General features: G+C 66.7%; 26 protein-coding genes. 10 read left to right on the top strand and 16 right to left on the bottom strand.

Annotated features, from left to right (window positions below; genetic code table 11):
• Nucleotides 1-5: 5 nt before the first annotated feature.
• The gene (locus tag FAZ69_RS02405; RefSeq protein ID WP_369407718.1) at nt 6-686 is read right to left on the bottom strand and encodes an FHIPEP family type III secretion protein; all 681 of its coding nucleotides are present in this window, start codon (nt 684-686) and stop codon (nt 6-8) included.
• On the opposite strand from FAZ69_RS02405, the gene FAZ69_RS02410 reads away from it, so the two are divergent.
• Nucleotides 649-1,752: an IS5 family transposase gene (locus tag FAZ69_RS02410; protein WP_169708536.1), complete on the top strand. Its 1,104-nt coding sequence runs from the start codon at nt 649-651 to the stop codon at nt 1,750-1,752. The two genes, FAZ69_RS02405 and FAZ69_RS02410, sit on opposite strands and share 38 nt — an antisense overlap.
• Nucleotides 1,753-1,898: 146 nt before the next feature.
• On the opposite strand, the gene FAZ69_RS33695 is transcribed toward FAZ69_RS02410, so the two are convergent.
• Both FAZ69_RS33695 and FAZ69_RS33700 read right to left on the bottom strand, forming a co-directional pair.
• Entirely contained in the window at nt 1,899-2,165 is a 267-nt protein-coding gene (locus FAZ69_RS33695) for an FHIPEP family type III secretion protein (RefSeq protein WP_240702065.1), read from the bottom strand.
• Nucleotides 2,147-2,602, bottom strand: coding sequence for an FHIPEP family type III secretion protein (locus FAZ69_RS33700; RefSeq protein ID WP_240702066.1), 456 nt, complete (start codon nt 2,600-2,602; stop codon nt 2,147-2,149). Before FAZ69_RS33700 ends, FAZ69_RS33695 begins: the two co-directional genes overlap by 19 nt.
• A gap of 461 nt (nt 2,603-3,063) precedes the next feature.
• On the opposite strand from FAZ69_RS33700, the gene FAZ69_RS34390 reads away from it, so the two are divergent.
• Nucleotides 3,064-3,294 carry a transposase gene (locus FAZ69_RS34390; RefSeq protein WP_169708529.1) on the top strand — a complete coding sequence of 77 codons (231 nt, stop codon included), beginning with the start codon at nt 3,064-3,066 and terminating at the stop codon, nt 3,292-3,294.
• 59 nt (nt 3,295-3,353) lie between these two features.
• Here FAZ69_RS34390 and FAZ69_RS02425 read toward each other — a convergent pair whose 3' ends face one another.
• From FAZ69_RS02425 to FAZ69_RS02450, 6 genes are read right to left on the bottom strand one after another with little or no spacing between them, the layout of a single operon-like run.
• Nucleotides 3,354-4,424, bottom strand: coding sequence for an ABC transporter ATP-binding protein (locus FAZ69_RS02425; protein WP_136892329.1), 1,071 nt, complete (start codon nt 4,422-4,424; stop codon nt 3,354-3,356).
• Nucleotides 4,425-4,483: 59 nt separating this feature from the next.
• Nucleotides 4,484-6,079, bottom strand: coding sequence for an ABC transporter permease (locus tag FAZ69_RS02430; protein WP_136892330.1), 1,596 nt, complete (start codon nt 6,077-6,079; stop codon nt 4,484-4,486).
• A gap of 11 nt (nt 6,080-6,090) precedes the next feature.
• Nucleotides 6,091-7,122: an iron ABC transporter substrate-binding protein gene (locus tag FAZ69_RS02435; RefSeq protein ID WP_136892331.1), complete on the bottom strand. Its 1,032-nt coding sequence runs from the start codon at nt 7,120-7,122 to the stop codon at nt 6,091-6,093.
• 55 nt (nt 7,123-7,177) lie between these two features.
• Nucleotides 7,178-8,497 (bottom strand): iron uptake transporter deferrochelatase/peroxidase subunit, encoded by a 1,320-nt coding sequence (efeB, locus tag FAZ69_RS02440; protein WP_136892332.1) that lies wholly within the window; start codon nt 8,495-8,497, stop codon nt 7,178-7,180.
• Between the two features lies 1 nt (nt 8,498).
• Nucleotides 8,499-9,659: an NHL repeat-containing protein gene (locus FAZ69_RS02445; RefSeq protein WP_136892333.1), complete on the bottom strand. Its 1,161-nt coding sequence runs from the start codon at nt 9,657-9,659 to the stop codon at nt 8,499-8,501.
• Nucleotides 9,660-9,702: 43 nt separating this feature from the next.
• The gene (locus tag FAZ69_RS02450; protein WP_240702068.1) at nt 9,703-11,130 is read right to left on the bottom strand and encodes a carbohydrate porin; all 1,428 of its coding nucleotides are present in this window, start codon (nt 11,128-11,130) and stop codon (nt 9,703-9,705) included.
• Nucleotides 11,131-11,631: 501 nt separating this feature from the next.
• Between FAZ69_RS02450 and FAZ69_RS02455 the strand changes: the two genes are divergently transcribed.
• The 6 genes from FAZ69_RS02455 to FAZ69_RS02480 all read left to right on the top strand — a co-directional run bounded on the left by FAZ69_RS02455 (nt 11,632) and on the right by FAZ69_RS02480 (nt 17,360).
• On the top strand, nt 11,632-12,474 hold the full coding sequence (locus FAZ69_RS02455) for an arylamine N-acetyltransferase family protein (protein WP_136892335.1): 843 nt from the start codon (nt 11,632-11,634) through the stop codon (nt 12,472-12,474).
• A 4-nt stretch (nt 12,475-12,478) separates the two neighbouring features.
• Complete coding sequence (locus tag FAZ69_RS02460; protein WP_136892336.1) at nt 12,479-13,156, top strand: methyltransferase family protein; 678 nt, start codon at nt 12,479-12,481, stop codon at nt 13,154-13,156.
• Between the two features lie 147 nt (nt 13,157-13,303).
• On the top strand, nt 13,304-14,311 hold the full coding sequence (locus FAZ69_RS02465; RefSeq protein ID WP_136892337.1) for an ABC transporter substrate-binding protein: 1,008 nt from the start codon (nt 13,304-13,306) through the stop codon (nt 14,309-14,311).
• 37 nt (nt 14,312-14,348) lie between these two features.
• On the top strand, nt 14,349-15,392 hold the full coding sequence (locus FAZ69_RS02470; protein ID WP_136892338.1) for an ABC transporter permease: 1,044 nt from the start codon (nt 14,349-14,351) through the stop codon (nt 15,390-15,392).
• The gene (locus FAZ69_RS02475; protein WP_240702069.1) at nt 15,386-16,246 is read left to right on the top strand and encodes an ABC transporter ATP-binding protein; all 861 of its coding nucleotides are present in this window, start codon (nt 15,386-15,388) and stop codon (nt 16,244-16,246) included. Before FAZ69_RS02470 ends, FAZ69_RS02475 begins: the two co-directional genes overlap by 7 nt.
• A gap of 70 nt (nt 16,247-16,316) precedes the next feature.
• Nucleotides 16,317-17,360 (top strand): ABC transporter substrate-binding protein, encoded by a 1,044-nt coding sequence (locus FAZ69_RS02480; RefSeq protein ID WP_136892339.1) that lies wholly within the window; start codon nt 16,317-16,319, stop codon nt 17,358-17,360.
• A 296-nt stretch (nt 17,361-17,656) separates the two neighbouring features.
• Here the strand turns inward: FAZ69_RS02480 and FAZ69_RS02485 are convergent, their stop codons facing one another.
• Nucleotides 17,657-18,031: a hypothetical protein gene (locus tag FAZ69_RS02485; RefSeq protein ID WP_240702070.1), complete on the bottom strand. Its 375-nt coding sequence runs from the start codon at nt 18,029-18,031 to the stop codon at nt 17,657-17,659.
• A 5-nt stretch (nt 18,032-18,036) separates the two neighbouring features.
• Nucleotides 18,037-18,966, bottom strand: a complete 930-nt coding sequence (locus FAZ69_RS02490; protein WP_136892340.1) for a hypothetical protein — start codon at nt 18,964-18,966, stop codon at nt 18,037-18,039.
• A gap of 39 nt (nt 18,967-19,005) precedes the next feature.
• Between FAZ69_RS02490 and FAZ69_RS02495 the strand changes: the two genes are divergently transcribed.
• The gene (locus tag FAZ69_RS02495; protein WP_136892341.1) at nt 19,006-19,224 is read left to right on the top strand and encodes a hypothetical protein; all 219 of its coding nucleotides are present in this window, start codon (nt 19,006-19,008) and stop codon (nt 19,222-19,224) included.
• Here the strand turns inward: FAZ69_RS02495 and FAZ69_RS02500 are convergent.
• Genes FAZ69_RS02500 through FAZ69_RS02520 form a run of 5 tightly spaced genes read right to left on the bottom strand, consistent with a single transcriptional unit; the run spans nt 19,211 to nt 24,618 of the window.
• Nucleotides 19,211-20,434, bottom strand: a complete 1,224-nt coding sequence (locus tag FAZ69_RS02500; RefSeq protein WP_136892342.1) for an acyl-CoA dehydrogenase family protein — start codon at nt 20,432-20,434, stop codon at nt 19,211-19,213. The two genes, FAZ69_RS02495 and FAZ69_RS02500, sit on opposite strands and share 14 nt — an antisense overlap.
• Nucleotides 20,435-20,485: 51 nt before the next feature.
• Nucleotides 20,486-22,099, bottom strand: a complete 1,614-nt coding sequence (locus FAZ69_RS02505; protein ID WP_136892343.1) for a rhodanese homology domain-containing protein — start codon at nt 22,097-22,099, stop codon at nt 20,486-20,488.
• Nucleotides 22,096-22,692, bottom strand: a complete 597-nt coding sequence (locus tag FAZ69_RS02510) for a cysteine dioxygenase family protein (protein ID WP_136892344.1) — start codon at nt 22,690-22,692, stop codon at nt 22,096-22,098. The genes FAZ69_RS02505 and FAZ69_RS02510 overlap by 4 nt, the downstream gene beginning before the upstream one ends.
• The gene (locus FAZ69_RS02515) at nt 22,692-23,510 is read right to left on the bottom strand and encodes a class II aldolase/adducin family protein (RefSeq protein ID WP_136892345.1); all 819 of its coding nucleotides are present in this window, start codon (nt 23,508-23,510) and stop codon (nt 22,692-22,694) included. Before FAZ69_RS02515 ends, FAZ69_RS02510 begins: the two co-directional genes overlap by 1 nt.
• A 31-nt stretch (nt 23,511-23,541) precedes the next feature.
• Nucleotides 23,542-24,618: an LLM class flavin-dependent oxidoreductase gene (locus FAZ69_RS02520; RefSeq protein ID WP_136892346.1), complete on the bottom strand. Its 1,077-nt coding sequence runs from the start codon at nt 24,616-24,618 to the stop codon at nt 23,542-23,544.
• Between the two features lie 390 nt (nt 24,619-25,008).
• Between FAZ69_RS02520 and FAZ69_RS02525 the strand changes: the two genes are divergently transcribed.
• Nucleotides 25,009-25,698: a CBS domain-containing protein gene (locus FAZ69_RS02525; RefSeq protein WP_136892347.1), complete on the top strand. Its 690-nt coding sequence runs from the start codon at nt 25,009-25,011 to the stop codon at nt 25,696-25,698.
• The last annotated feature ends 28 nt before the right edge of the window (nt 25,699-25,726 follow it).

Raw genomic sequence — 25,726 nt, forward strand, 5'->3', positions numbered from 1 at the left:
AATGCTTATCCCAGCGTCCCCAGCATATTGACGTTGCGCGCCTCCGGCACCTCGTTATACGACAGCACGTTCAATCCCGGCGCAAAGAGCCGTGCATAGCGTGCAAGCAGCGGCCGCAGCTGCGGAATCACGAGCAGGACCGGCGTCAGGCCCTGTTGCTTGAGTTGCTCGCGCACGGCCGGCATCCGCGTTTGCAACTGCGCGAGCAGGTTCGGGGCGATCGGGAAGTTCTCGAGATTGACCGCGCCCGTCTGCTGCGCTTGCGAGAGCGACGTCAGCAGCATCGTTTCGAGCTCGCTCGTGAGGCCGAACGCCTGGATCTCCGCGCTTGCGCCCACGAGTTCCGCGACGATCTCACGCTTGAGCGCGCAGCGCACTTCCGCGGCGGGCAGGATCGGGTCCTTCGTCGTCTCGCTCGTTTCGAGCAGCGCGGTCGCGATGAGCGCGATGTTTTTCAGCGACGCGTTCTCGGCCAGCAGGATGCGCAGCACCTTGCGCATCTGGTTCTGCGTCATGGCCTTGTCGAGCGCATCGGAGAGCTTCGGCGCGATCGCCTCTAGCAGGCTGTTGAAATTGGGTACGGTGTAAACGGGCTTTGAGCACCGTGCATTATGGATATCGTGTTCATGGAATTGGGCGATGAGTGCGATGCGCGGATTGGACGAGATGCAAGAGTCGCTGTTCACGACGGTAAAGCTGGAAGATTTTGTGCCGACCGATCATCCGCTGCGGCCGGTTCGGCTGCTTGTCAACGACGCGCTGAAGCGGCTCAACGGGCTGTTCAGCGTGATCTACGCGGACAGTGGCCGCACCTCGATCGCACCGGAGAAACTATTGCGCGCGCTGCTGTTGCAGGTGTTCTACTCGGTGCGCAGTGAACGCATGCTGATAGAGCAGATGCGCTACAACCTGCTGTTTCGCTGGTTCGTCGGGATCGCGATCGAAGAGGCGGTGTGGGATCACTCGACGTTCTCGAAGAACCGCGACCGGCTGCTGGAACACGAAGTGGTCGAAACTTTCTTTACCGAGGTCATGAGCTTGGCGGATGAGCAGGGCCTGCTCTCGCGCGAGCACTTCTCGGTCGATGGCACGCTGATCCAGGCGTGGGCCAGCCACAAGAGCTTCCGCCCCAAGGACGGCTCGGAAGATCCGCCGGCCGGTGGCGGACGCAATGCCGACACCGACTGGAAGGGTCGGCGGCGCAGCAACGAGACGCACGAATCAAGCACCGATCCGGATGCCCGGCTGTTCAAGAAGAGCAAGGGTACACCGGCCATCCTGTGCTACCACGGGCACGTACTGATGGAGAACCGCTCGGGCCTGGTGGTGGGAGCCGTCGTCAGCCACGCCGATGGCTTCGCCGAACGTGCGAACGCTTTGCGCCTGCTCGATTGCGTGCCGGGCCGGCATGCCAAGACGCTGGGCGCCGACAAGGCCTATGACATGCGCGATTTCGTTGGCGACTGCCGAGCGCGCAAGGTGACGCCGCACGTCGCACGCAACGCCACGCATCAAGGCGGCAGCGCGATCGACGCGCGCACCTCGCGGCACACCGGCTACGGAATCAGCCAGACGAAACGCAAACGCATCGAAGAGCACTTTGGTTGGGGCAAGACCGTCGGCAGGATTCGACAGACCGTCTATCGCGGCATCAAACGGGTCGATCAGCACTTCAAGCTGACGATGCTGGCGAGCAACCTGACTCGAATGGCCCGAATGCTGACGGCGGTGCCGCAAGGAGCGGCGCAATGAGCCGCCCAGGCGCGACCGTCGCGCGGCAACGCACCGGTTGGACCGCTCGCCAGCGGGGCGACCCGGGTGATCCATCTGCAACTGAGCAGCACATTGCATACGGAACCCTTATAAACGGTGCCCCGATCGTCAAAACGAGGCACTTTTCAACAGCCTGCTAGGCGCTGCATCAATGCGGCGACGTCGTCGTGGCGGAACAGCTCCGGCAGATAGTCGCGCATCGCGTTCGCGACGTGCGTCGAGATCACCGCCGCGCTTTCCACCACCTGATAGCCGAGGCCGAGCGCATGGGGCTTGTCTTCGGGCTTGATCCACGTGACGAGCATGCCGTAGGCGGGGTCGACCTCGGGCGTGCCGTCGACTTCGCCATACACGTCGGGCGACGGAATCGCCATCAGCTTGTCGGGATGCACGTTCGCGCGGGCTTGAGTCCGAGATCGTCGCGCACCGAGACGGCCGGCAGCAGGAAGCCGGAGGCGTTGCTCATGCTGCGGCGCAGCCCTTCGAGGCGGCGCGTGAGCGGCGCGCCTTGCGACTTGTCGATCATCTGGGCGAGCTGGAAGCCGATCGACACCGACAGCGGATCGACATAGCCGATGTTGTCCCAGCCAAGCGGCTCTTCCTTCGTCGAGAACAGCGCTGTTTCGAGCTTCTTGAGCTCGGCGTCGTCGGCCTCGCCCGGCGTGCGCTGCGAGATGCGCCAGCCGACGAACGCGAGCACCACGGCGAAGCTCAGGAACGGCAGCCACGGCATGCCCGGGATGATGGCGAGCACGAACATCAGTACCGCAGCGCAGAACAGCGCGTTCGGCGAGGCGAGCAGCTGCTTGCCGGTTGGCTCGGCGCGCACCCCGGGCGCGGTGGCCGTTGTTCAGACAACGGGCTTGAGTTTTGCGGCCAAGGCGCGCACCGCTAGCGCGTCGCGCAGCCCGAGTCTCACCGGCTACCGGCGCGGCGATGCCGTCGCGGCGCACCTGCGGCTCAACCAGCAGGTCACGGGCGCGCAGCAGACACTCGCATTCCTCGGCCGCGCTACCGCGCAGCTCGCGCAGGTCAAGAGCGCGGTGGTCGCGCAGATCAGCGGCAGGGCGCAGGACGAGGGCGAGCTCGCCGAGCGCATCGCGCAATTCGATGCGACCTGGAAGACGCGCAGCGCCGCCACCGAGGGCCGGCTGAGCGCCCAGCTCGGGTATGGCGAAGCCGGCTCCGCGCGCCAGGCGTTTCGCATTCGCGGGCTCGACGCCCGTTCGTCGCAGGCGGACAAGCCGGAGACGCTCGTCTTCCATACGTCCGCGAGCGCGGCGCCGATTCATGCGCACCGGCGAAGGGTGGTCGAGGCTGCCGGTGCGCTATCCGCCGTATCAGACGTGCCATCGGCGCTATCAGCGCTGGCAGAAGGAGGGCGTGCTGCGGCAGCTCGTGGAGCGCTTGTACGGCGAGTATGGTCTCGCGCTCCATTTGAGCCTCATTAACCGCTCGCGGCATCGCGACCGCGCGGCGGACGAGCGCGGCACCCAGGCTGCGGACGTGCAGGCGCGGTAACGTTTCTATCCGCGCCAACACTCGGTGCGGCGCTCACGCCTTCGGTGTTTCGCCTGGCGTCACGAACGGGGATACGCGGTCACTTCCCCATCCACCGCGACGCGCACCTTGTCCCCGACCTGCGGGCTCAGATAGCCCGGCACGCGCGCACGGATCGCGAGGTCCGGCGCAGTGTGGAGCACGAGGCCGATGCTCGCGTCCTGGCCGAAGAAGGCGACGTCGCACACGGTCGCCGCGTGGCAGGACGCGTCGCCGTTCGCAGGCGTTTCGGCCGCCGCGCCAGCCGGCAGTATCCGGATCTGCTCGGGCCGCACCATCACGTCGACCGGCCCGTCATTGGCCGGCGCCGAGAGCTTCAGGAGCCCGAGCCGGCAGTCGACCGCACCGCGCGCCGCCATGCCCGGCAGCAGCACCGCTTCCCCGATGAACGACGCCAGCTCGCGCGACACCGGCCGCCGGTATAGCGCCTCGGGCGTCGCGGTCTGGATCAGCTTGCCGCGCCAGAGCACGGCCACCTCGTGCCCCAGCGAGAGCGCTTCCGATTGATCGTGCGTGACGAGCACCGCGGTCGCGCCGGCCGCCGCGAGCGCGTCGGCGACGGCTTGCCGCGTTTCGATGCGCAGCGCGGCGTCGAGCGACGAGAACGGCTCGTCGAGCATCACGAGCGTCGGCGACGGCGCCAGCGCGCGAGCCAATGCGACGCGTTGCTGCTGCCCGCCCGATAGCTGCTGCGGCGCGCGCTCCGCGCAGGTTGCGGGCAGCCCCACGAGCTCGAGCAATTCGGCCACGCGATGGCGCGCGCGGCGCTGCGTGCGCGGCAGGCCGAACACGATGTTGTCCGCGACCGAGAGATGCGGGAAGAGGGCGCCTTCCTGCGGCACGTAGCCGATGCGGCGCGCCTCGGACGGCGTATGCAGCCCCGGGCCCGCCACGCGGCGGCCGTCGATCTCGACGGTGCCCTCGTCGGCTTGCTCGAACCCGCACAGCACGCGCAGCAGCGTGGTCTTGCCGCTGCCCGACGGTCCGAGGAGCGCAAGCAGCGTGCCGCTCTTCACGGTCAGGTCGATGCCGTGCAGTACCGCGGCGCCGCTGAACGACTTCTTCAAGCCGCTGATGTTCAGATTGCTCATCGATGACGATCTATTCGTAAAACGTTCGTGTGGGCCGTTGGATTCCGGCCCGTGCGCCCTCAGTGTTCGAGCACCGCCGATTTGCCGAGCAGCGCGAACAGCACGCCCGAGGCGGCGAGCGAGATGCCGACGAGCAGCGCCGCATACGGCGCCGCCGCCGCGAACGCGAGCGTGGAGGTGTCGGTCCAGACTTGCGTCGCGAGCGTCTGCGTGCCGATCGGCGAGAGCAGCAGCGTCGCATTCAATTCGGTGACGACGGAGATGAACACCATCGCCGCGGCCGAGCCGAGGCCCGGCCCCGCGAGCGGCAGCAGCACGCGCCACATCGTCTGCCATGCGTTGAGGCCGAGCGCGCGCGCGGTCTCTTCGAGGCGCGTCTGCGATTGCATCAGCGCGGCGCGCACGCTCACGAGCGCGAGCGGCAGGAACAGGATCGCGTAAGCGACGACGAGCAGCGTCGCGCTTTGATAGAGCGGCAACAGGATATGCACGGCGATCGACACGATCGCGAGCGCGATCACGAGCCCCGGCATGCCCTGCGCGATGAACACGGTGCGCTCGAACAGCGTCGGGATGCGGCCCGGATAGCGCACGAGCAGGTAGGCGAGCGGCAGCGCCAGCAGCGTCGTGACGAACGCCGCGGCGGCGCCGAAGCCGAGCGAGGCGGTCGCCGCGTTCCACAGCAGCTCGGGCGAGACGTCGGCCGGCGTGACGGCGGCGGCGCCCGGCTGCGTGAGCCAGTAGCCGATCATGCCGAGCGGCACGCCGAGCGTCGCGATCACGACCGCCGCGAAACCCGCGACGACGAGCCAGCGCCAGCCGCCCAGCCGATAGCGCAGCGCCGCGCGCCGCGCGCCGCGGTCGACGCGCTCATAGCGCGCCTTGCCGCGCACACGGACTTCGAGCACGAGGCAGACGAGGCACATCGTCATCAGGAGCGACGCGAAGATCGACGCGCCGCCGCCGTCGAAGCTCGTGCGGTACTCGGCGTAGATCTCGGTGGTGAAGGTGCGAAAACGCAGCAGCGTGAACGCGCCGAATTCGGACAGCACGCCGAGCGCGACGAGCAGCATCCCGCCCAGCAGGGCCGGGCGCAATTGCGGCAGCACGACGCGCACGAAGGTCGCCCAGCGTCCGCAGCCGAGCGAGCGGGCGCTTTCTTCGAGCGCCGGGTCCATGCCGCGCAGCGCGGCGGCCACCGGCAGGTAGACGAGCGGAAAGTAGGTCGAGGTGATGACGAGCAGGGCGCCCGCGAAGTCCTGCAAGTCGAGCGAGAACGACACCCACGCATAGCTCGTGATGAACGCGGGCATGGCGAGCGGCGCGGCGACCAGCAAGGCCCAGGCGCGGCGTCCGGGCAGATGCGTGCGTTCGATGAACCAGGCCGCGGCCGTGCCGAGCACCGCCGAGGCGAGCGTCGCGGTGACGGTGATCAGCAGCGTGTTGAGCAGCAGCTCGCCGACGAGCGGACGGAACACCAGCTCTTCGGCGTCGGCAAGACCAAAGCTCGCGGCACGGTAGACCGTGAACGCGAGCGGCATCAGCACCAGCAGCGCGCCGACGGCGGCGGCCGCGAAAAGACCGCGCGGCGCGCGCCTTGAAGCGCGCGCCGCGGTATCGGGCGATGGCGTGACCGCCACGGCGGCATTGCTCATTTACAGCCTCATTACAGCAGCCCGGCTTTGCGCAGCAGTTTGCCGGCCTGGCTGTCGTCGCCGAGTTGCTGGAGCGTCAGCGACGGCGGCGACAGTTCGTTGAACGGCTTCAGGATCGGATCGGGCGCGACGCTTGGGCGCAGCGGATATTCGAAGCTGATGCGGTTGCCCGCGATCAGCTTCTGCGCGCGCTCGCTCACGAGATAGGCGAGGAACTTCTGCGCGGCGTCCGCGTTCTTCGAGTTCTTCAGCACGGCGGCGCCCGACACGTTGATCAGCGCGCCGATGTCGCCGTTGCCGAAGTGGTAGACGGCGCTCTTGGTCGACTTGTCGCCAAGCTCGGCATGCAGGCGCGCCCAGTAGTAGCTGTTGATCACGCCGGTCGCGACCGCGCCGCGATTGACGGCGGCCACCACGCCTTCGTCATCGTCGAAGATCTGCGCGTTGGCCTTGAGGCCCTTGAGCCAGGCGAGCGTGGCGGCTTCCCCCTTCTCGGCGAGCACGGCGGAGACCACCGGCAGGAAGTCCGCGTCGGAGGGCGCGATGCCGACCTTGCCCTTCCACTCGGGCTTGGCGAGATCCATCAGCGAGGCCGGCAGCTGCGACGGCTGGAGCTTCGCCGTGTTGTAGGCGAGCACGTTCTCGCGCGCGAGCACCCCGAGCCAGTCGCCTTGCGGCGCGTTATAGCGCGCGGGCGTGACGGCGAGCGTCGAGGCGTCGACCTTGGCGAGCAGGCCCTTCTCGGCGAGCAGCACGAGCTCGGGCGAGTTTTCCGTGAAGTAGACGTCGGCGGGCGTCGCGCCGCCTTCCGCGACGAGCTGGGCGGCGAGCGCCGGGCCTTCGCCGTTGCGCACCTTCACTGCGATGCCGGTCTCTTTTTCGAAGTCCTTGGTGAGCATGTTGACGACCTGCTCGTGCTGCGCGCTGTAGAGCGTGAGCGTTGCGGCATGCGCGGCCACGGGCAGCGCGCCGAGCGTTGCGACGGCGAGAGCGGCTGCGCCGCCGATGGCGGCGAACCGGTTGCTCAACTTCAAACCTGCCATGATCGAATAGTCCTTTTCGAGTGCTTGTCGAATTCTTGTGTAGACGACGCGTCGATTACGCGTCGAACAGCTCCGCGCCGATGAACGAACCTTCTTTCGCGCCCGGCGGCAGGGCGAAGATCGCGCTGCCGACGTGCGTCGTGAACTGGTTCATCATGTCGAGTTTCGCGAGCTTCTCGTTGATCGGAATGAAGCCGGTGCGCGGGTCGCGCTGGTGCGCGAGGAAAATCAGCCCGGCATCGTACTCCGTTTCCTGGCGCCACGGCGGCCAGCGTTCGATATAAAAATTCGTGCTGTCGTTGTACGAATACGAGCGGCGCAGGATCCGCTGGCCGTTGTTGGTCGCGGCCGTCGAAAGGCGCACGTGCGAGTTGTCGGGGATCAGCGAATTGCCGTCCTTGTCCTGCGCGTCGAGGTCGAGCGCGTCGAACTCGTTCTGCTTGCCGATCGGCGCGCCGCTGTACTTGTGGCGGCCGAACACCGATTCCTGGAAGCCGACTTCCATCTGGTCCCAGTGCTCGAGCGTGATGCGGATGCGCCGGAACACCGCGTAGGTGCCGTCCTTCATCCATGCCGGGCCTTCGTCGCCGGCCCAGATGAACTGGTTCATCAGCGCGGGGTCCTTCGGCGACGGGTTGTTGGTGCCGTCCTTGAAGCCCATCAGGTTGCGCGCGGTCTGCCCCTTCGGGCCCGACAGAAAGCCGGCCTGGCCCCAGCGCATCTGCAGGATGCCGTAGCCCATGCGCGCGAGCTGGCGCACCGCGTGGAAGGTGACTTGCAAGTCGTTCGAGCAGGCCTGCACGAACAGGTCGCCGCCCGATTTCTCCGCCACGAGCTGGTCGCCGTTGAAGCGCGGCAGGTCGACGAGCGCGGCGGGGCGCTTGCCGGCGAGGCCGTAGCGGTCCTTGCCGTCCTTCGTGAAGAGGCCCGGGCCGAAGCCGAACGTGATCGTGAGACCGGCGGCGCCGAGGTCGAGCGCTTCGCCCGAATCGGTCGCGGGCTTGTCGTCGGCCCTGGGCAGCGGCTGGGCCGTCTGACCGCGCGTGAGGCGCGCCGCGGCGTCGGTCCACTCGCGCAGCAGGTTGATCACGTCTTCGCGCTTGGCGGTCGTCAGGTCGAACGCCGCCACGTACGTATGCGCCTGCTGCGGCGTCACGATGCCGCCCTGGTGCGCGCCGTAGAACGGCTCGATCGCGAATTGCGGATCGTCGGCGTGCGGTTTGCCGTGCGCCGGCGCGTGCGGGGATTGCGCCGCCTGGGCCGCGCTCGTGCCGAGCGCGGCTCCCAGCGTCGCGCCGGCCGCTACCGCGGCGCCGCTCGCCTTGAGGAACCCGCGCCTGGCGTTGCGCGCCGGACGCTGAGTATCGTCTGTCATGTTATTTCGCCAGTACGAGAGTGTTGACGTCGTCTTGGACGTAGTAGAAGCCGTCGCCTTCCGGCGTCATGGCGATGCCGAACAAGTCGCCGTTGCCCGGGGGCGATTGCGCCTTGTCGGTATCGATCCAGCGCGCGTAGATCTGCTTGCCGGTCGCCGGATCGATCTCGACGATCTGGCCGTTGAGCGCGTTCGTGACGAGCAGGTGGCCGTTGGGCGCGGTATCCATCGCGAGCGGACGGTGCAGCAGGCCGTCGGCGGTGAGCTGGCGGCCGACGCCGCCGCTGAAGTCGCGCGTGAGCGGCTCTTCGATTTCGTTGATGCGGTTGCCGATCGCGTCGGAGACGTAGAGCAGCTTGCGGTCGGCGGACAGCGCGAGGCCCGTCGGCCCGACCAGGAACACGCCCTTGTCGGCCTGCGCGCCGAAGCCGCTCGCGACCACCGTCTGCTTCTTGACGACGGGCGGCTTGCCGGCCGGAATGTCGAGGTCCAGGCGCAGCACCGTGGATTGCTTGAACACGGGCGGGTCGCCGTCGGGGCCGGCCGCTTTCGGGCTGCCCACGCCGAAGCCGGCGTTCGAGACGAACAGCGTCGCCGTGTCGCCGTTGTCGACGACGGCCATGTTGCCCCACGGGTCGTTGATGTTCTCGCCGGTGATCGTCGAGACGACCTTGCCCTGGTTGTCGAGCACGATCAGGCAGCCGGCGCCCTTGGTCGTCGTGGTGCCGTCGTTGCTCGGCGTGCTGCCGACGATCACCCAGCCCGACTTCAGCACCGTCATCGCCGTCGACAGGCCGATCCCGCCCGGGCATTCCTTGAGGTCGCGCGGCAGCGTCGCGAACGTCGTCATCTGCCGGGTGTTGGGGTGGTAGTCGACGATCGTGCTGCCCGTGCCTTGCAGGTTGGCCGCGTTGTTGAAGTTGTCGACGAGCACGTCGCCCTTCTTGAACGCGCCCGAAGTGACCGGCGCGACGGCGATCGCGTACGGGTTCTGGTCGCCGTTGTCGGGCACCGTGTTGATGAGCGTCGTGTGCTTGTGGACCGTTTCGAGGAAGCCTTGCGGCTCGGCGAAAGCGGCTTGCGCGAACACGAGCGCCACGGCTGCGGCCGCCGCCGCGAAGGCGAGGCGTGCGCCGGATCTGGAAGGCGAGTTGGGTTTCATATGTGTCTCCCCGTCGTTCATCGATTGCATAGGGTGCTGGTGCTCAGAATGTGATGTTGGTCCGCAGGCCGACCACGAGCGTGTTGCGCATGCCCTGGCTCGGGTTGCTCGGGTTCTGGCCCGCGCCCGGATTGAACGTGTACTGCACGTCGCCCTGGAGTTGCCACCACGGGGTGACCTGGTATTGATAGGTCGCTTCGAGCGCCGTTTCGCTGCTGCGCGGCACGAGGCCCTGGGCTGCGTCGAAGTTGCTTAGGTGATTGCCGACCTTGATGTAGGCGAGACCCAGGCCGACGCTGTCGTTGTCGCGCCCCTTGAACGGCGCCTTCATCACGACGCCCGCGTTCGCGCTGAAGCTCACCTCGTTGCGGTCGCCCGGCGCGCCCATCACGCGTGCGAAGACGCCGATGCTGCGCGGCTCGTCGGGGTCGGGGCGCCACACCATCTGGTCGGCCACGGCATAGAAGCTGTAGTCGCCCTTGTGCGAGGCGGGGGTGCCGGTCGTGTTCGGATCCGCGAGCGACAGGCCCGTGTTGTCGATGCCTTGATCGGCGAACGTCTCGTTGTTGTACCAGAGGCCGATCTTGTAGGTGCCGGGCAGGCCGCCGCTGCGGCTCTTCGCGGCGCCGGGCAGTTCCATCGCGCCGTCGCCGGGCTGGTTGATCGCATATTGCACTTCGCCGATATAGAGCGCGCCGTTGTGCAGATTGAAGTTCGTGCCGCTCAGGTTGTTCTGGTCGTTGCCGAGCGGGTTGCCGTCGAACACGCCCGCGAGCGCGGTGACCGACGGCGTGATCTGCGTGCGCACGCGCACGCCGAGCGCGGACAGCGGGTAGGCGGGGCCGCCGTTCGGCATGTCGTACGAGGGCAGGCCCGGCCAGCCGAACATCGTGTTGACGAAGGTGCCCGCATACGAGCTGACCATGAACTCCTGATCGAGACTCTGCTGGCCGACCTTGACGTCGACTTTCTTGTCGAGGAACGACTGCTGATACCACATCTCCCACAGGCGCGTCGTGCCCTGCGCTTCGATGCCGCTCGCCGTGTTCAGCGTGCCGAGATAGCGCGTGGAGAGGTTGGTGCCGTGAATCTGCAGCGCGCTGATGTTGAACGTGCCGCCCGGCAGGCCGATCGCCTTTTGCGTGTCGACTTGCAGCGACATCGTCGTGAGGCCGTCGTAGGCGCCGCCGGTGCCGAGGCCGCCGCGCGTGTTGTAGAGGTACTCGCTCGTTTCCTGCAGGTTGAACGTGACGCCGTAGCGGTTGAGCCACGGACGCAGTCCGCCGATATCGCCGAGCAGATTCTGGCGGGTCCACAGGCCGGTCCACTGGTCGGTCGGCTGCGCTTGGATCTTGAGGTCGGCTTCGGGTGCTTCGGGCTGCGCATCGGTGGCTTGCGCGAAGGCGGAGGCGCTGGCCAGCGACGCGCAGGCGAAGGCAGTATGAGCGGCAAGACGGCGAAGGGCAGGCATGCGCGCGCCACGCGGCGCACTCCCGTGCGAGCCCTTCAGGGAATCGCGTGTAATGGACGAAGCAGGCTTCATCGATGTCCTTGTTGTTTGAGCCGGCTGGCAGCCGTGGTCGTTTCTTGAAGGCGTTGCCAATCGCTGCGAATCCGAATCGCGTCGATCGTGGCGTGGTCATTCGGCAGGCACCGTGCCGCGGCCGACACTGCAGCGAATCCCGGAATCGTACCCACGTGGAATATTATCGTCAATACAAATGCGAATGATTCGCATCTATATTACTGAGGTGTAATGTTGTCTATTACGGATTGCTGGAAGCCGCCAAGATCTGCCAAATGAAAGTGAAATTTATGGGTAATGAAAATGAAATAAATGAGCGCTGAATCAGGAGGGCGTGCGATGTCGAGCTGGGCGCGCACAATGGCGAAATCAGGTAGCCTGAGGCCGCGAAACGGCGTCTAGCGGCCGGCGCGACACGCGCCCCGCATTCTTGCTGAGGACCTTTCGATGATTCAAGAGACCAGTCGAGGGCTCGATCTCGACCCGTATTTCGAACGCATCGGCTACGGCGGGCCGCGCACACCGACGCTCGATGTCCTGCGTGAGCTGCAATGGCTGCATCCGCAAAGCATCCCTTTCGAAAACCTCGATCCGATCTCGGGACGCCGCGTGCGCGTCGATCTGCCGTCGGTCGCGGACAAGCTAGTCCGAAGAAGGCGCGGCGGATATTGCTTCGAGCAGAACACGTTGTTCGCGCACGTGCTGACGCAGCTCGGCTTTCGCGTGACGCCGCTGATCGCGCGCGTGCTATGGGGCAGGGAGCCGGGGGCGGTCACGGCGCAAACGCACATGCTGCTGCGCGTCGACCTGGACTACGAAGCGTGGCTTGCCGACGTCGGGTTCGGCAATCTCACCCTGACCGCGCCGCTGCGCATGGCGCCCGGTCTTGCGCAGGAGACGCCGCACGGCGTGTTTCGCCTGCACCGCGACGGCGCCAGCGGCGCGATCGATTTACAGCTTGGTACGCCCGAGGGCTGGCCGTCGATCTATCGCTTCACGCTGCAACGCGCGGAGTGGATCGACTTCGAGGTGGCGAACTGGTTCACGACGGCGCATCCGGATTCGCGCTTCACGAACAATCTGGTCGTGTGCCGGGTGTTTCCCCGGTCGCGCTTCACGCTCTTCAACGGCAAGCTGACCGAGCGCGGCAACGACGGCGCCGGCGTCGAGCGCCCGATCGGCAGCGCGGACGAACTGGCGCGCGAGCTGACGCAACGGTTCGGCATCGACATCGAGGGGATCGACGTCGCACGTGTGTTCGAGCGCGTGGCGGCGCCGGTGGAGGGATAACAGCGTGATTGCGCGTCTGATCATCAGTACGCTCGGCTGGATGGTGTTCATGGGCGCGTGTCTGTTCGGCGCGGCCGGCACCTTCGACTGGCCCGCAGGCTGGACGTTTCTCGTCGAGATGGGGCTGCTCTCGATCGGCTCGGGCGCGTGGCTCGCCAGGCACGATCCGGAATTGCTCGCCGAGCGGCTTTCGGTGTTCGTGCAGCGCGGGCAGTCGCGCTGGGATCAGGTCTTCATGATCTGCGCCGCCGTGGCCTGGGTCGCGTGGCTCGTGCTGATGGGGCTCGACGCGATGCGCTTTCATGGGTCCGTGGCGCCGTCGTGGCTGCAGGGGCTGGGCGGTGCGCTCCTCGCGCTCAGCATCTTGTTCGTGTGCTTCGTGTTTCGCGAGAACAGCTACGCATCGCCCGTGGTCAAGATTCAAAGCGAGCGAGGGCACAAGGTGATCGACACGGGCCCGTATGCCTATGTCCGGCATCCGATGTATTCCGGCGCGATCGTGTATCTCGTCGGCATGGCGCTGCTGCTCGGGTCGTGGTGGGGGCTCGCGTGCGTGCCGCTCATCACGGCCGGGCTCGGCTATCGCGCGGTGCGCGAAGAGGGCCTGCTCGCCGAGCGGCTGGCGGGATATGACGCGTATATGCTGCGCGTGCGGTATCGGCTCGTGCCGTATGTCTGGTGAGCGATGGTGAGCCATGGCGGGCGTTGCGCGAATGCATCGAAACATGAAATGCATAGCGGTGGCTCCGATATAAACATATCGAAATAGAATCATTCTCACGGCGGTCCTTCGTCGCTACGCTGTCCTGCACATCGACAGCGAGGGCCTATGACCGCTTCTGTTCCCACGTCTTTTTCCACGCGGCGGCGTGCGCTGCGCATGCTCGCTGCAGCGCCGGCCATCGCAGCGTTTTCTTCCGCGCTGGTCGCAGGCGGGGCGCGCCATGCGCACGCAGCGGAGACCGCATCGACGACGCTCGTTCTCGGCGACCAGGCGGGCGGCACGCGTGCGCTCGTCGAAGCCGCCAAGGTGCTCGACGGCGCGCCGTATGCGTTTCGCTGGGCCAATTTCCAGGGCGCCGCGCCGCTGTTCGAGGCGCAGCGCGCGGGGGCCGTCGATCTCGCGCCCGCGGGCGATCTGCCGGTGCTCGCGGCGGCTGTCGGCGATCCCCAGCTCAAGATCGTCGCGACGCGCGTCGGCTCCGGCGCGCAGCTCGGCATTCTCGTCGCGGGGGATTCGAAGATCCGCTCGGTCGCGGATTTGAAAGGGCGCACCGTGTGCGTGTCGTCGGCGCGCGGCAGCATCTCGCAGTTCCAGCTCTATGGCGCGCTGGCCGAAGCGGGGCTTTCCAAGGACGACGTCACGATCCGCTTCATTCTTCCCGTCGATGCGTTCGCCGCGTTCGAGTCCGGCGCGCTCGAAGTGTGGGCGACCTTCGATCCGTACTACGGCATCGCCGTGCAGCGCGGCGCGCGCATCCTGCGCGACGGCTCGGGCATCAATAGCGGCCTGGGCTTCATCACCGCATCGGGCGAGGCGCTCGCCGACACGAAGAAGCGCGCCGCGATCGCGGACGTCCTGCAGCGCTATCAGCGCGCGGGCGACTGGGCGCTTGCCAACCCCGGCGCCTACGCGCAAATCTACGCGACGCTCACGCGCTCGCCGCTCGACGCGGCCAGGCAGATCACGAAGCGCGCTTCGCTGAAGCAGCGTTTCGTCTCGGATGCGGACATCGGCGCGCTTCAGAAGGTCGCGGACGCGGCGTATCGCGACGCGATTCTGCCGCGCCGCATCGACGTTCGCGCGATCTCCGAGACGCATCTCGCCAGCGCATAGCGCGCATTCGCAACGTATCTGCACGGAGCGCATCGGTATGTCTTCACCCACTCAAACGCTCGATATCGCGGGCCTTCATGCGGACCAGGAGGCTGCGCCGCATACGCGCGGCGGCGCAGGCAGGCGGACGGTCGCGGCGCTGGCGGCGCTCGCTTGGCTCGGCGGCGCGGCGGTCACGCGATGGTGGCCGGCGCTCGACGACTGGCCGCACACGCGCGAGCTGCTGATCCTGAAGCTCGCGCTGGCGGCGTTGCCGGCGGCGATCGGCATCGCGGCGTGGCGCTCGCGCGGCGCTTCGGCCGGCGCGTCGGCCCGCCTCGACGCATGGCTCGCCGCGACGCCCTGGCTGCTTGCGCTTGCGCTCGGCGTGACCGCTTGGGAAATCGTCACCGCGCAGCTCGAATGGCTGCCGCGTCCTTTCTTTGCGCCGCCGCAGGCGTTGATCGCCGTGTACTTCGACGATCTGCCGAGGCTTGCATCGAGCGTCGCTCATTCATTCGGGCTGCTCGCGTATGGCTATGCGCTGGGCGCGCTCGCGGGCTTCGTGGTTGGCGTGGGCATCGGCTGGTCGCGGGCCGTCGGCTACTGGCTGCATCCCGTGCTGCGTTTGATCGGGCCGCTGCCGGCCGTCGCCTGGCTGCCGCTCGCATTCTTTTTCTTTCCGTCGAGCTTCAGCGCGAGTGTGTTCCTCATCGCGCTCGCGACGGCGTTTCCCGTCGCCGTGCTCACGTGGTCCGGCGTCGCGGGCGTGAACGCCGCCTATTACGACGTGGCCCGCACGCTGGGCGCACGCCCTGCATTCCTGATCCTGCGGGTGGCGATTCCCGCGGCGTTGCCGTCGGTGTTCGTCGGCTTGTTCATGGGGCTCGGCGCATCGTTCTCGGTGCTGTTCGTCGCCGAAATGATGGGCGTGAAAGCGGGTCTCGGCTGGTATCTGCAATGGGCGCAAGGCTGGGCCGCGTATTCGAACATGTACGCGGCGCTGCTCGTGATGGCGCTGATGTGCTCGGGGCTCGTCACGCTGCTGTTCCGTCTGCGCGACCGTCTGCTTGCCTGGCAAAAAGGGGTGCTCAAATGGTAGGGGTTTTTCGTGCGCTGGCGGCCGAGCCCATCAGGCCCATCAGGCGCGATACGCCACCGGGCGCGCGCATCGACGTGCGCAGCGTCAGTCACCGTTTCGCGTTGCGCGGCGAAATGCTGCCCGTGCTCGACGATGTCAGTCTGACCGTCGAGCCGGGCGAGTTCGTCGCGCTGCTCGGGCCGAGCGGGTGCGGCAAGTCGACCTTGCTGCGTCTCGTCGCCGGTCTCGAGACGCCCGCGCGCGGCACGCTGCACGCGAACGGCGAGCCGATCTCGGGACCGGATCCGTCGCGCGTGGTCGTGTTCCAGGACCCGACGCTGTTCCCGTGGCGCACCGTGCGCGACAACGTCGGCTTGGGGCCGCAAGCGCAACGCAAAGGGCGGCGCGAGGCGAGGGAAGCGTGCGCGCCCTGCGGGCGGACGCCGCCGCCCAGCGCGAGCGAGCGCATCGACGCAGCGCTCGAGCTCGTCGGCCTGACGAAGTTCGCCGACGCGTTTCCGCACCAGCTCTCGGGCGGCATGGCGCAGCGCGCGGCGCTGGCGCGCGCGCTCGTCAACGACCCGCAGCTGCTCGTGCTCGACGAGCCGTTCGGCAAGCTCGATTCCCTGACGCGCATCCGCATGCAGGGCGAGCTCGTGCGGCTCTGGCAGGCGGCGCGCTTTTCGGTGCTGTTCGTCACGCACGACGTCGAAGAGGCGTTGTATCTGGCGAACCGCGTGATCGTGCTGAGCGAGCGGCCGGCGCGCATCGTGGCTCAAGTGCGCAACGATGCGCCGTATCCGCGTCACCGGGACGATCCGAAGCTCGTTGCGCTGCGCCGGGAAGTGCTCGGGCAGCTTGGGCTCGAGGCGTGAAGCGCGATCGATCGCGCTCGGCTCATCGAAAGATCGACACAACTCCACCACTGCTACGAAAAACAACGACATGAATTTCATCGACGACGATACGGCGCCAACGCCCGCGAATCCCGCCCGCCGCGCCTGGCTGCGCAAAACCGCCTGGGCCGCGGGCGCGGCGGCGCTCGGCGGCGCGTCCCTCGGCCTGCCCGGCGTGCGCGCCGCGGCCGCCGGCGACCTCAAGCCGCTCAAGCTCTCCTGGAACGCGGGCGCGATCTGCACGGCGCCGGTGCCGGTCGCGCTCAAGCAGGGCTTCTTCGAAAAACATGGCCTGCAGGTCGAGCTCGTCAACTTCGCGGGCTCGACCGACCAGCTGCTCGAAGCGATCGCGACGGGCAAGTCGGATGCGGGCGTCGGCATGGCGCTGCGCTGGATCAAGCCGCTGGAGCAGGGCTTCGACGTGAAGCTGACGGCGGGCATCCACGGCGGCTGCATGCGCCTGCTCGCGACGAAGACCTCGGGCATCGTCGACCTGCAAGGGCTGAAGGGCCGCACGGTGGGCGTGAGCGACATGGCGAGCCCCGCCAAGAACTTCTTTGCGATCACGCTGAAGAAGCTCGGCGTCGATCCCGACAACGACGTGCACTGGCGCCAGTATCCGGCGACGCTGCTGGGCGAAGCGCTGAAGAAAGGCGAAGTGCAGGCGATCGCCGACGGCGACCCGACGATCTGGACGCTGCGCGAGTCGAACCATCTGCAGGAAGTGTCGAACAATCTTTGCGGCGAGTACGCGAATCGCGTGTGTTGTGTGCTGGGCGTGCGCGGCTCGCTCGTGCGCAAGGATCGCGCGGCGGCGCAGGCGCTGACGCAGGCGCTCATCGAGGCGACCGAGTGGACGGCGAACCATCCGGCCGAAGCCGCGGCGATTTTCGCGCCGAACGCGCCGGGGGCGGATGTCGGTCAGTTGACGGCGATGCTGCAGAGCCATACCGACCGGCATCACCCCGTCGGCGACGCGTTCAAGAAGGAGATCGCGCTTTATGCCGACGATCTGAAGACGGTCGGCGTGGTCAACGGCGCGACGGATTCCGAGCGTTTCGCGGCGCGGGTGTTTTCGGACGTGCTGGCTTGAGCGGGGAGTCAGTAATTGTATTGACCTGCAATCGAAACCGGCCGAACTTGCAATCGACGCGGTTTCCTGCTCGAAATAACTGCCACTGACGGAACCCGCGTGCTCGGATTAACTGCAGCTGTGCTTGCATTCAGCTGTGCGTGCTTGCATTCCATCGCCGTGTGCTCACATTGTCTGCCACTGACGCTGCTCAGATCGGCAGCCCGGCGGCCAGCATCCGGTCGCGAAGCGTCCGCGCCATGCTTTGCCTACTCGAACGTGTGAGATCGCCTGTCTCGTTCATCCAACCGCAGCATTTAGTGTTCAGCCGGAGAGCGTTCGATGCGAAGTGAATCGAACTCAATGCCAAGTTCGGCACCAAGGCTTGAGTACATGAATGCGGTCTTTGCACCTTTCCTTGTTGATAGCCGCTCGCCCTTGTTCAAGGCAGCGCTCACGTACTCGTAGTTTTTGTCGATTGCCTCGACGATTCTGATGCTGTACACGATGTTCAATAGCCCGAGGTGTTCCAGGCTAAAGCACGTCACGCCTTCGAACGTCACGGTCGCGCGCTTGTTCCCAAGATATAGGCCGAGCGTCAATGTGCGAGGTTCTTCATTCGGCCCAACAGCTATGCGGTCTAGGTACCAGTCGTGGAAATGGTTCCATTCAGTCAGCGTTGCTTCTGTCATGTCGACTACCAGGGAAGTATTGAAACAGGAGCACCTTCGTCGCGGTTGTAACCGTCCCAATTGTGCGCGTGCGGGTTAGGGTTTCCGTGATGGGCTTCGAAGTCGATGTCCGTCAACGGAGTCCCATTTGGGCCGTACTGACGCAACTGCGGCATTGTTCCCGGCATGCTCGAAGCCCACGATCCGGGCGTGCCGTGAAAAGACATGCCGGCTACCTGCTCCGTGCCGGCGTCCGGTAGAGCTTCGCTGTACTCGAAAGGCCGCGCATTGCCGAGCGGCGTTGAGGTGTCGTGGCCAATATCGACGCCATCGCTCGAACCAGCATCGCTCCCGAGTATGGCCCCGGCAACCTCCTCGACCACGCCGAGCCAGTCGCTGCTATCGCTAACACCGCTGGCCGCGCGCGCAGTGGCCAGTTGTGCCGCCTGAGTGGCAGGGTCGTAAGGACCGGACAGCACCGGCTCGCCGTTAAACGAGGTGGTGCCGGGTGGGAACAGATAGGCTGAACGCTTCCAGCTCCCGCCTCCGCCAGTGGTGGGCCATCTCAGCGGGGCAGGTGTTGGGCGTGACACGCGGCCACTAAAGTTCCCTTCTCGATTGATGATCGGCACCAGCCGTCCGGAGGCTATCGCATCCTTCAGCGTGCGCTCGATGCCTGCGTTGTCCGTCGGCAGGTTCCAGTGGGCCACGTTCAGTTGCTCGCTCACGAACGCCTGAATTTCGCGAAGGTTGGTCCCGCCGGTTATCGTTCTCAGGTCCCAGCCCGGCCGGAAATAATGGGCAAACTCGCGTCGGTCCTGTTCAAGCTGCCTACATTCGTCGTCCTTCATGAACCGCAACGAGTCGCCGGACTCGCTGCGATAAGCATCGGCCAGCACCAGGGTGCATTGTCGGCCGATCTCCAGCGGGACATCGAGTGTGCTCCATGACGCCATGTGAAACCTGCCTCGCTCAGTCCAATAAACGAAGGTTTGATGGAGGCTGATCGCCGGAGCGCCTCGCATGGGGGGGGCTATGCAAAATGCATCCAATATCAGCTTCCATCTTTCGATGTCCGAATATATTGCATTTTAATCCGGCAGACGGAAATTCGTGTCGAGTCGGTGCTTTCGTGCCAGCTCGACGCCAAGCCAGCCGAAGTCAAGGCGCTGTTCAGCAACTCGCTGTCGCACGGCATGGTCAATGTGCGTTGAAACCCGCAAACGCCGCCCGCCCAAGCGCCCCAAGCACCGTGTCGTTCTGCGGCGTATGAATGCGTGCGCACAGCACGTCGCGATAGTGGCGCTCGAGCGCATTGTTGCGGCTCAGGCCCGGATTGCTGCTCGCTTCGAGCGCGATCTCGACGGCTTCGATTGCGTGCTTGCTGACGAGGTACTTGATCGCCGGCGCTTCGTCCGTGCCGATTGAGCCCGCCGCGCCGGCATCGAGCAGGACACGGTTCTCGAACAGCAACGCGTCGATGCGCCCGGCCGTCTGCTGAAAGCGGTCGAGACTCGCCAGCGGCGCATTGAGGCCCGACGGCGAGCGCTGCGCGGCCCATTGCACGAACCAGTCGCGGGCGGCGCGCGCGACGCCGTCGTAGATCGCCGGCAGCAGCACGTTCATCCAGAGGTTCGTCAGCGGGTCGAGACCTTGCCCCGGTCCAGGCGCTTGCAGGTCGACGGCATGATCGAGCGGCACGCGCACGTTGTCGAAGATCACTTCGTGGCTGCCCGTCGCGCGCATGCCGAGATGGTTCCAAGGCTCGCCGAAGCGGATACCCGCCGCGTCGCGATGGACGAGCCAGGTGCCGACGCGCGGCGACGCCTCATCGGTGCGTCCCCAGACGGCGAACCACGTGAGCCCCGGGCTACCCGTCGAGTAGAGCTTGCGGCCGTTCAGTATCCAATGCCCGCCATCCCGGTCGACATGGCGCACGCCGATCGTCGCGGGCAGTCCGCCGCGCGACGGCGAGCCGAGTTCCGGCTCGACGCGCAGCGAATTGATCAGCGCGCCGCGCTCGACGGCATCGCGCGCAATCCGCTCCTTCAATGCAGCCGGCCAATTCGGGTTCTGCTGCAGGCGCAGATGGTAAAGACACTGCATCACGAGAATCAGCGCCGTCGACGGCTCGCCGCGCGCGACGGCGCGGATCACCGCGAGCGTCTGCGCGAGCGTCGCCTCGCGGCCGCCGAGCGCGCTCGGCACCGTCAGCGACAGCAGGCCCGCGCTGCGCAGGCGCGCGAGATTGTCGTGGGGAAAGAGCGGGCCGGCGTCGAGTGCGGCGGCGGTCGCGGCGAATTCCTGCGTGAGCGAGGCAAGCCATGCGGCGGCGCGCGGGCTGTCGAGATCGGCGAGCGCTTCGAGCGCGTCGGCGTCGCGCGCGACTTCGAGGAGGGCGTTGCCGGGGTGGCGGCTGGTCATGAGCGATGACGGCGTCAGGAACGAATGAAGGAGACTGCGGTGCAGCGCGCTTCAGATCACGAAGAACCCATGCGTGCCGTCGCGTTCGAGTTGGGCGACGAGGCCGTACTCCCACTCCAGATAGGCATTCATCGCTTCGTGCGCGTTGCCGGTGCCTTCATACGGACGTCGATAGCGATCGATGCGCGGCGACGCGAGGCGCGTGTCGCCGGATTCCGTCGGCAATCCCGCGCGGATCCATGCCGAGTTTCCGCCTTCGAGCACGTGCACGGGCTTGCCGCCGGTGAGCGCGGCGACTTCGGGCGCGGCGAACGCCGCCAGCGCGCTGGTCCCGCAGGTGAGCACGTAGCGTTTCGCGTCGGGCAGGTCGCGCAGATCGTCGAATGCGTTCGACAGGCGCGAGCGCACGATCCAATACGCGCCCGGGATGTGCGCCTTCACGTGATTGGCGCTCGACGTGACGTCGAGCACGACGGTGCGGCTCGCGGGATCGGCGAGCAGCGCGGCCAGTTCGTGGGGCGATACGGCGGGCGTCGGTGCGGCGGGTTGCGGCTTGGGCGCTTGCCATGGCCCGCTTTCCGTCAGGTCTTCATGCGATGCGCCGTCGGCCACGTAAACCTCGATATTCATCTGCGCGAGCCATGAGGCCGTCATGTTCGCGCGCACGCCATCGTCGTCGAACAGAACCACACGCGCACCGCGCACGGGCGCGAACATCTCCGTTTCCTGCACGAGCTGGCCGCCGGGCGCGCCCACGAAGCCCGGCGCGTGCGCGCGCTCGTATTCGGCGGGCGTGCGCACGTCGAAGCGGTAGGTGGTGCGCGATGCGTCGGCGGTCCAGCGTGCCGCTTCGGCGAGCGTCGTGCGCTTCACGCCCGCGCGTTCGGCGAGCGCGAGCGCCGCGCGGCGAGAAGCCTCGAGCTGCGCGGCATCGAGCCCGGCCTGCGGATCGAAGCTGCGCGCGCTGCCGTGCGCGAGCGCCTGGCCTGCGAGCGTCCAGCCGATCGTGCCGTTGCGCAGCGCCGCGACCGGATTCGGCAAGCCTGCGTTGACGAGCGACTGCGCGCCGATGATGCTGCGCGTGCGGCCCGCGCAGTTGACGATCACGCGCGTCGCCGGATCGGGCGCGAGCGAGCGCGCGCGCAGCGCCAGCTCCGCGCCGGGCACGCTGATGCTGCCTGGGATGTTCATCGTCTGGTACTCGTCGAAGCGGCGGGCGTCGAGCACGACGACATCGTCGCCGTTCTTGAGCAGCGCATCGAGCGCTTGCGCCGTGACCGACGGCGTGTGCTTGTGCGCTTCGACGAACTCGCCGAACGCCTTGCTCGGCACGTTCACGTCGCGGAACACTTCGCCGCCCGCGCGAATCCAGCCGTCGAGTCCACCCGCGAAGAGCGCGACGCTCGTATAGCCGAGCGACGTCAGCGTGTGCGCCGCGCGCCCGGCGTAGCCTTCGCCCGCGTCGAGCAGCACGATCGGCACGTCGCGGCATGGCAGGCGCGTGTAGGCCTCGAGTTCGATCCGCGAGAGCGGGAGATTCGCGGCGAAGAGCGGATGCCCTTCGGCATGCGGGGCTTCTTCGCGGACGTCGAGCAGGGCGATTTCACGTTTTGCCAGCAGCGCTTCGCGCACGTCCTGATAGCTGCGCACCGGATATGAGTTCATGAATGACGAACTTCCTTGCTCAGGTCCCACAGGTTCGGGAGGGTGGTGTTCGAGTAGCCGGAGACGAAGGGCTTGGGCGGCGCATCGGGCGGATAGGTCGAGCGCCGCACCGCGCCGATGTTCGCGCCGTAGACGTGGATGCTGATCGACACGCGGTCGTCGTAGGCGTTGCGCACGCGATGGATGTCGCCGATTGCGGGCGATACTGCTTCGACATCGCCCGCGTCCAGGCGGATTTCCTCGCCGCTCTGCCGCAGCGTGCCGTCGGCGGTGCGTTCGTAAGAGGCCGCGAGTTCCGCGCCGCGAAGCACGCCGATCAGCCCCCATACCGTGTGGTCGTGAACTGGCGTCCGTTGCCCTGGACCCCAGACGAAGCTCACCACCGAGAAGCGCTGGCGCACGTCGGTGTAGAGCAGGAACTGCTGGTAGCGATCGGGGGAGGGCTGCGCATAGGCTTCGGGCAGCCAATCGTCGACGCGGATCAACTCGCGCAAGGCCAGCCCGCCTTGTTCGAGCAGAGCGGTTTCGCTCGCCGTCGAATCGACCAGTTCCGCGATCTCGCCGACGAAGCGGCGCAGTTTGTGGATTGCCATCAGTCGAGCAGTTCTGGCTCGGCTTCGACGAGCCCTTCGTAGAGACTCTCGAACGCATGCAGCGCGCCGCCGGGGCGGCCGATCTGCTCGTGCGTCAACGCGGCCACCTCGTGCGGGATCGCTTGCGGCGCGCCGGCCGCCTCGGCGAGCAGTTGCGCGTGGCAGGCGTTGTCGAGTGCGATGTACCACCACGCCGCGGCTTCGACCGTCGGGCCTGCAGTCAGGATGCCATGGTTCTTCAGGATCACGGCCTTGTGGTTGCCGAGCGCGCCGGCGATGCGCGCGCCTTCGTCCGTGTCGAGCACGACGCCGCGGAAGTCGTCGAATAGCGCATGGTCCTCGTAGAACGCGCAGGAATCCTGCGTCAGCGGATCGAGCTTGCGTCCGAGCGTAGACCAGGCTTTGCCATACAGCGAATGCGTGTGCGCTGCCGCGACGACATCGGGCCGCGCCTCGTGAATGGCGGCGTGGATCGCGAACGCGGCCTGGTTCACCGGACCGTCGCCGACCACGATTTCGCCGTGACGGTTGACGAGCAGCAGGTCCGACACGCGGATGCGGCCGAAGTGCTTGCCGAGCGGGTTGACCCAGAAGTGATCGGTCCATTCCGGATCGCGCGCGGTGATGTGGCCGGCGAGACCTTGGTCGAAACCGTAGCGCGCGAACAGGCGGAACGCGCCTGCCAAACGTTCCTGACGGTGACGGCGCTCTCGCGCCGGCGTGCGCCGCGTTGCGGCGGCATCGTCGTCGAACCAGAACTTGCGCACGGGCGGTTTGCGAAAAGGCAAAGCAGGCGTATCGAGGAGGGCGGAGCTCATGAGTGGAGGGCGGTAATCGTTCTAGTCGCCATCAAGCGGCGTGGCGTACGCGTGAAGTCAGCTCGCGCGTGGCGGGAATCAGCTCGCGTCCGTAGTCGATCGCGTCTTCGAGCGGATCGAAGCCGCGAATCAGGAAGGTCGTGACGCCCAGGCCGTAGTACTCGGAGAGTGTCTGGGCGACTTGCGAGGGCGTGCCGACGAGGGCGGTGGAGTTCGAGCGTCCGCCGATCTCTTTGGCCACCGCCGTCCACAGGCGCTCGTCGGCGCGCACGCCGTCGCCGGCCGCGGCCAGCAGGCGCCGCGCGCCTTCGCTCTGCTGCGGGCCGCCGCGCGAGAAGCCCTGTTCGACGCGCAGGCGGCGCGTCTCTTCGAGGATGTGCTCGGCGCGCTCCCAGGCGGCTTTTTCGGTGGGCGCGAGGATCGGCCGGAACGACACCGAGAAGCGCACCGTGCGGCCATGCTTGGCCGCCTCTTCGCGCACGCGAGCGATCTGCTCGCGCACTTGCTGCTTCGATTCGCCCCACAGCGCGTAGACGTCCGCGTGCTTGCCCGCGGTGGCGAGCGCCGGCGCCGACGCGCCGCCGAAATAGATGGGCACGTGCGGCGTCTGCTTTGGCTTCACATCGGAAAACGCTTGCTCGACGCGGTAGAAGCGGCCTTCGTGATCGAACGGCTTGTCTTCGGTCCACACGCGCTTGAGGATCTGCAGGTATTCGTCGGTGCGCGCGTAGCGCTCGTCGTGGTCGAGGAAGTCGCCGTCGCGGCGCTGGTCTTCGTCGCTGCCGCCCGAGATGAAGTGCACGGCGAGCCGGCCGCCCGAGAAATGGTCGAGCGTCGCGATCTGCCGCGCGGCGAGCGTCGGCGCCACGAAGCCGGGACGATGCGCGAGCATGAAATGCACGCGCGAGGTGACGCTCGCGGCGTAGGCGATAGTGATCGTCGCGTCGGGGCTCGTCGAGCCGTGCGGCACGAGGATACGGTTGAAGCCGGCGTTCTCGTGCGCCTGCGCGAAGGCGCGCACGTAGTCGGTATCGATAGCCGGGCCCTGCGGCCGATGCGTCTCCGATACCTTGCGCTGCTGGATCATGCCGATGAATTCGACGCTCACGTTGGCTCCTTCCCGCGATGTCCGCTCGAGCGGACGGATGGACTGTGGGAGCAGACGTGCAATCGATCATCGAGCCGCGCGCCTGCAGGTCGAATGCAGGTTATCAGCGCGTTAAGCGAATGCTAAATGGTGAATTCAGATATCGATATTGGCGAGGGGCGTTAGGCGAACTCCCAGGCCTCACATTCGAATCACATCCATCACCGTTAAGGCCGTTGTCCGATACTCGTGAAGCTTTTATAGAGCTTTCCTCTCAGGCATAGGCGCTATCGGCCAACGCTATCGGCCAAAACTGGTGGCAGACCGGGGATGGCACTATGATCCAGTTTGCCGTAACCGTGCCAGGGGGCGACGGATGGGGGCCCTTGGCGTCAATGTTGGGGAGCCATCATGCGCGCACTCGATATCATGACTACACCCGTCATCACGGCCACCACGGACATGACGATCCAGGCCGCGGCCAGGCGGCTCGCGGACCACCATATCAGCGGCATGCCGGTCGTCGACGCAGACGGAAAGATGATCGGCATCGTGAGCGCCGGTGATCTGCTGCACCGTGCGGAGCTCGGCACCGGCGCGAAGCGGCGGCCCTGGTGGCTGGACTGGCTCTCGTCGACCCGCGATCTCGCAGCGACCTATGTGAAGGAGCACGGGCACTTCGTCGGTGACGTGATGAAGGATCGCGTGATATCGATCACGGAAGACATACCGCTCAAGGAGATCGCGGACATCCTGGAGCGCCGTCACATCAAGCGGGTGCCGGTGCTGAAGGACGGCGCGCTGATCGGCATCGTGAGCCGCTCGAACCTGATCCGCGCATTGGGAAGCCTCGAGCCCCCTCATGACGACGGCTCGCACGACGACGCGGAGCTCCGGGCCGCAATCGTCCTGGAAATGCACGGGCAGCGCTGGGGGTTGCCGAAAGGGAGCGTGCTCGTCAAGGATGGCGTGGTGCACCTGTGGGGCGTCATCAATACCGAAGAGGAGGGCCATGCGATCCGCGTCGCCGCCGAGAGCGTTCCCGGCGTCAGGCGCGTGGAAAGCCATCTGGTCTATCCGGGCGTGAATATCTCGCTGTAGGTTGGGGGGCGGCGCGACGGCGGGAACT

This window comes from Trinickia terrae (genome assembly GCF_005144415.1).
Lineage (GTDB): Bacteria > Pseudomonadota > Gammaproteobacteria > Burkholderiales > Burkholderiaceae > Trinickia_A > Trinickia_A terrae.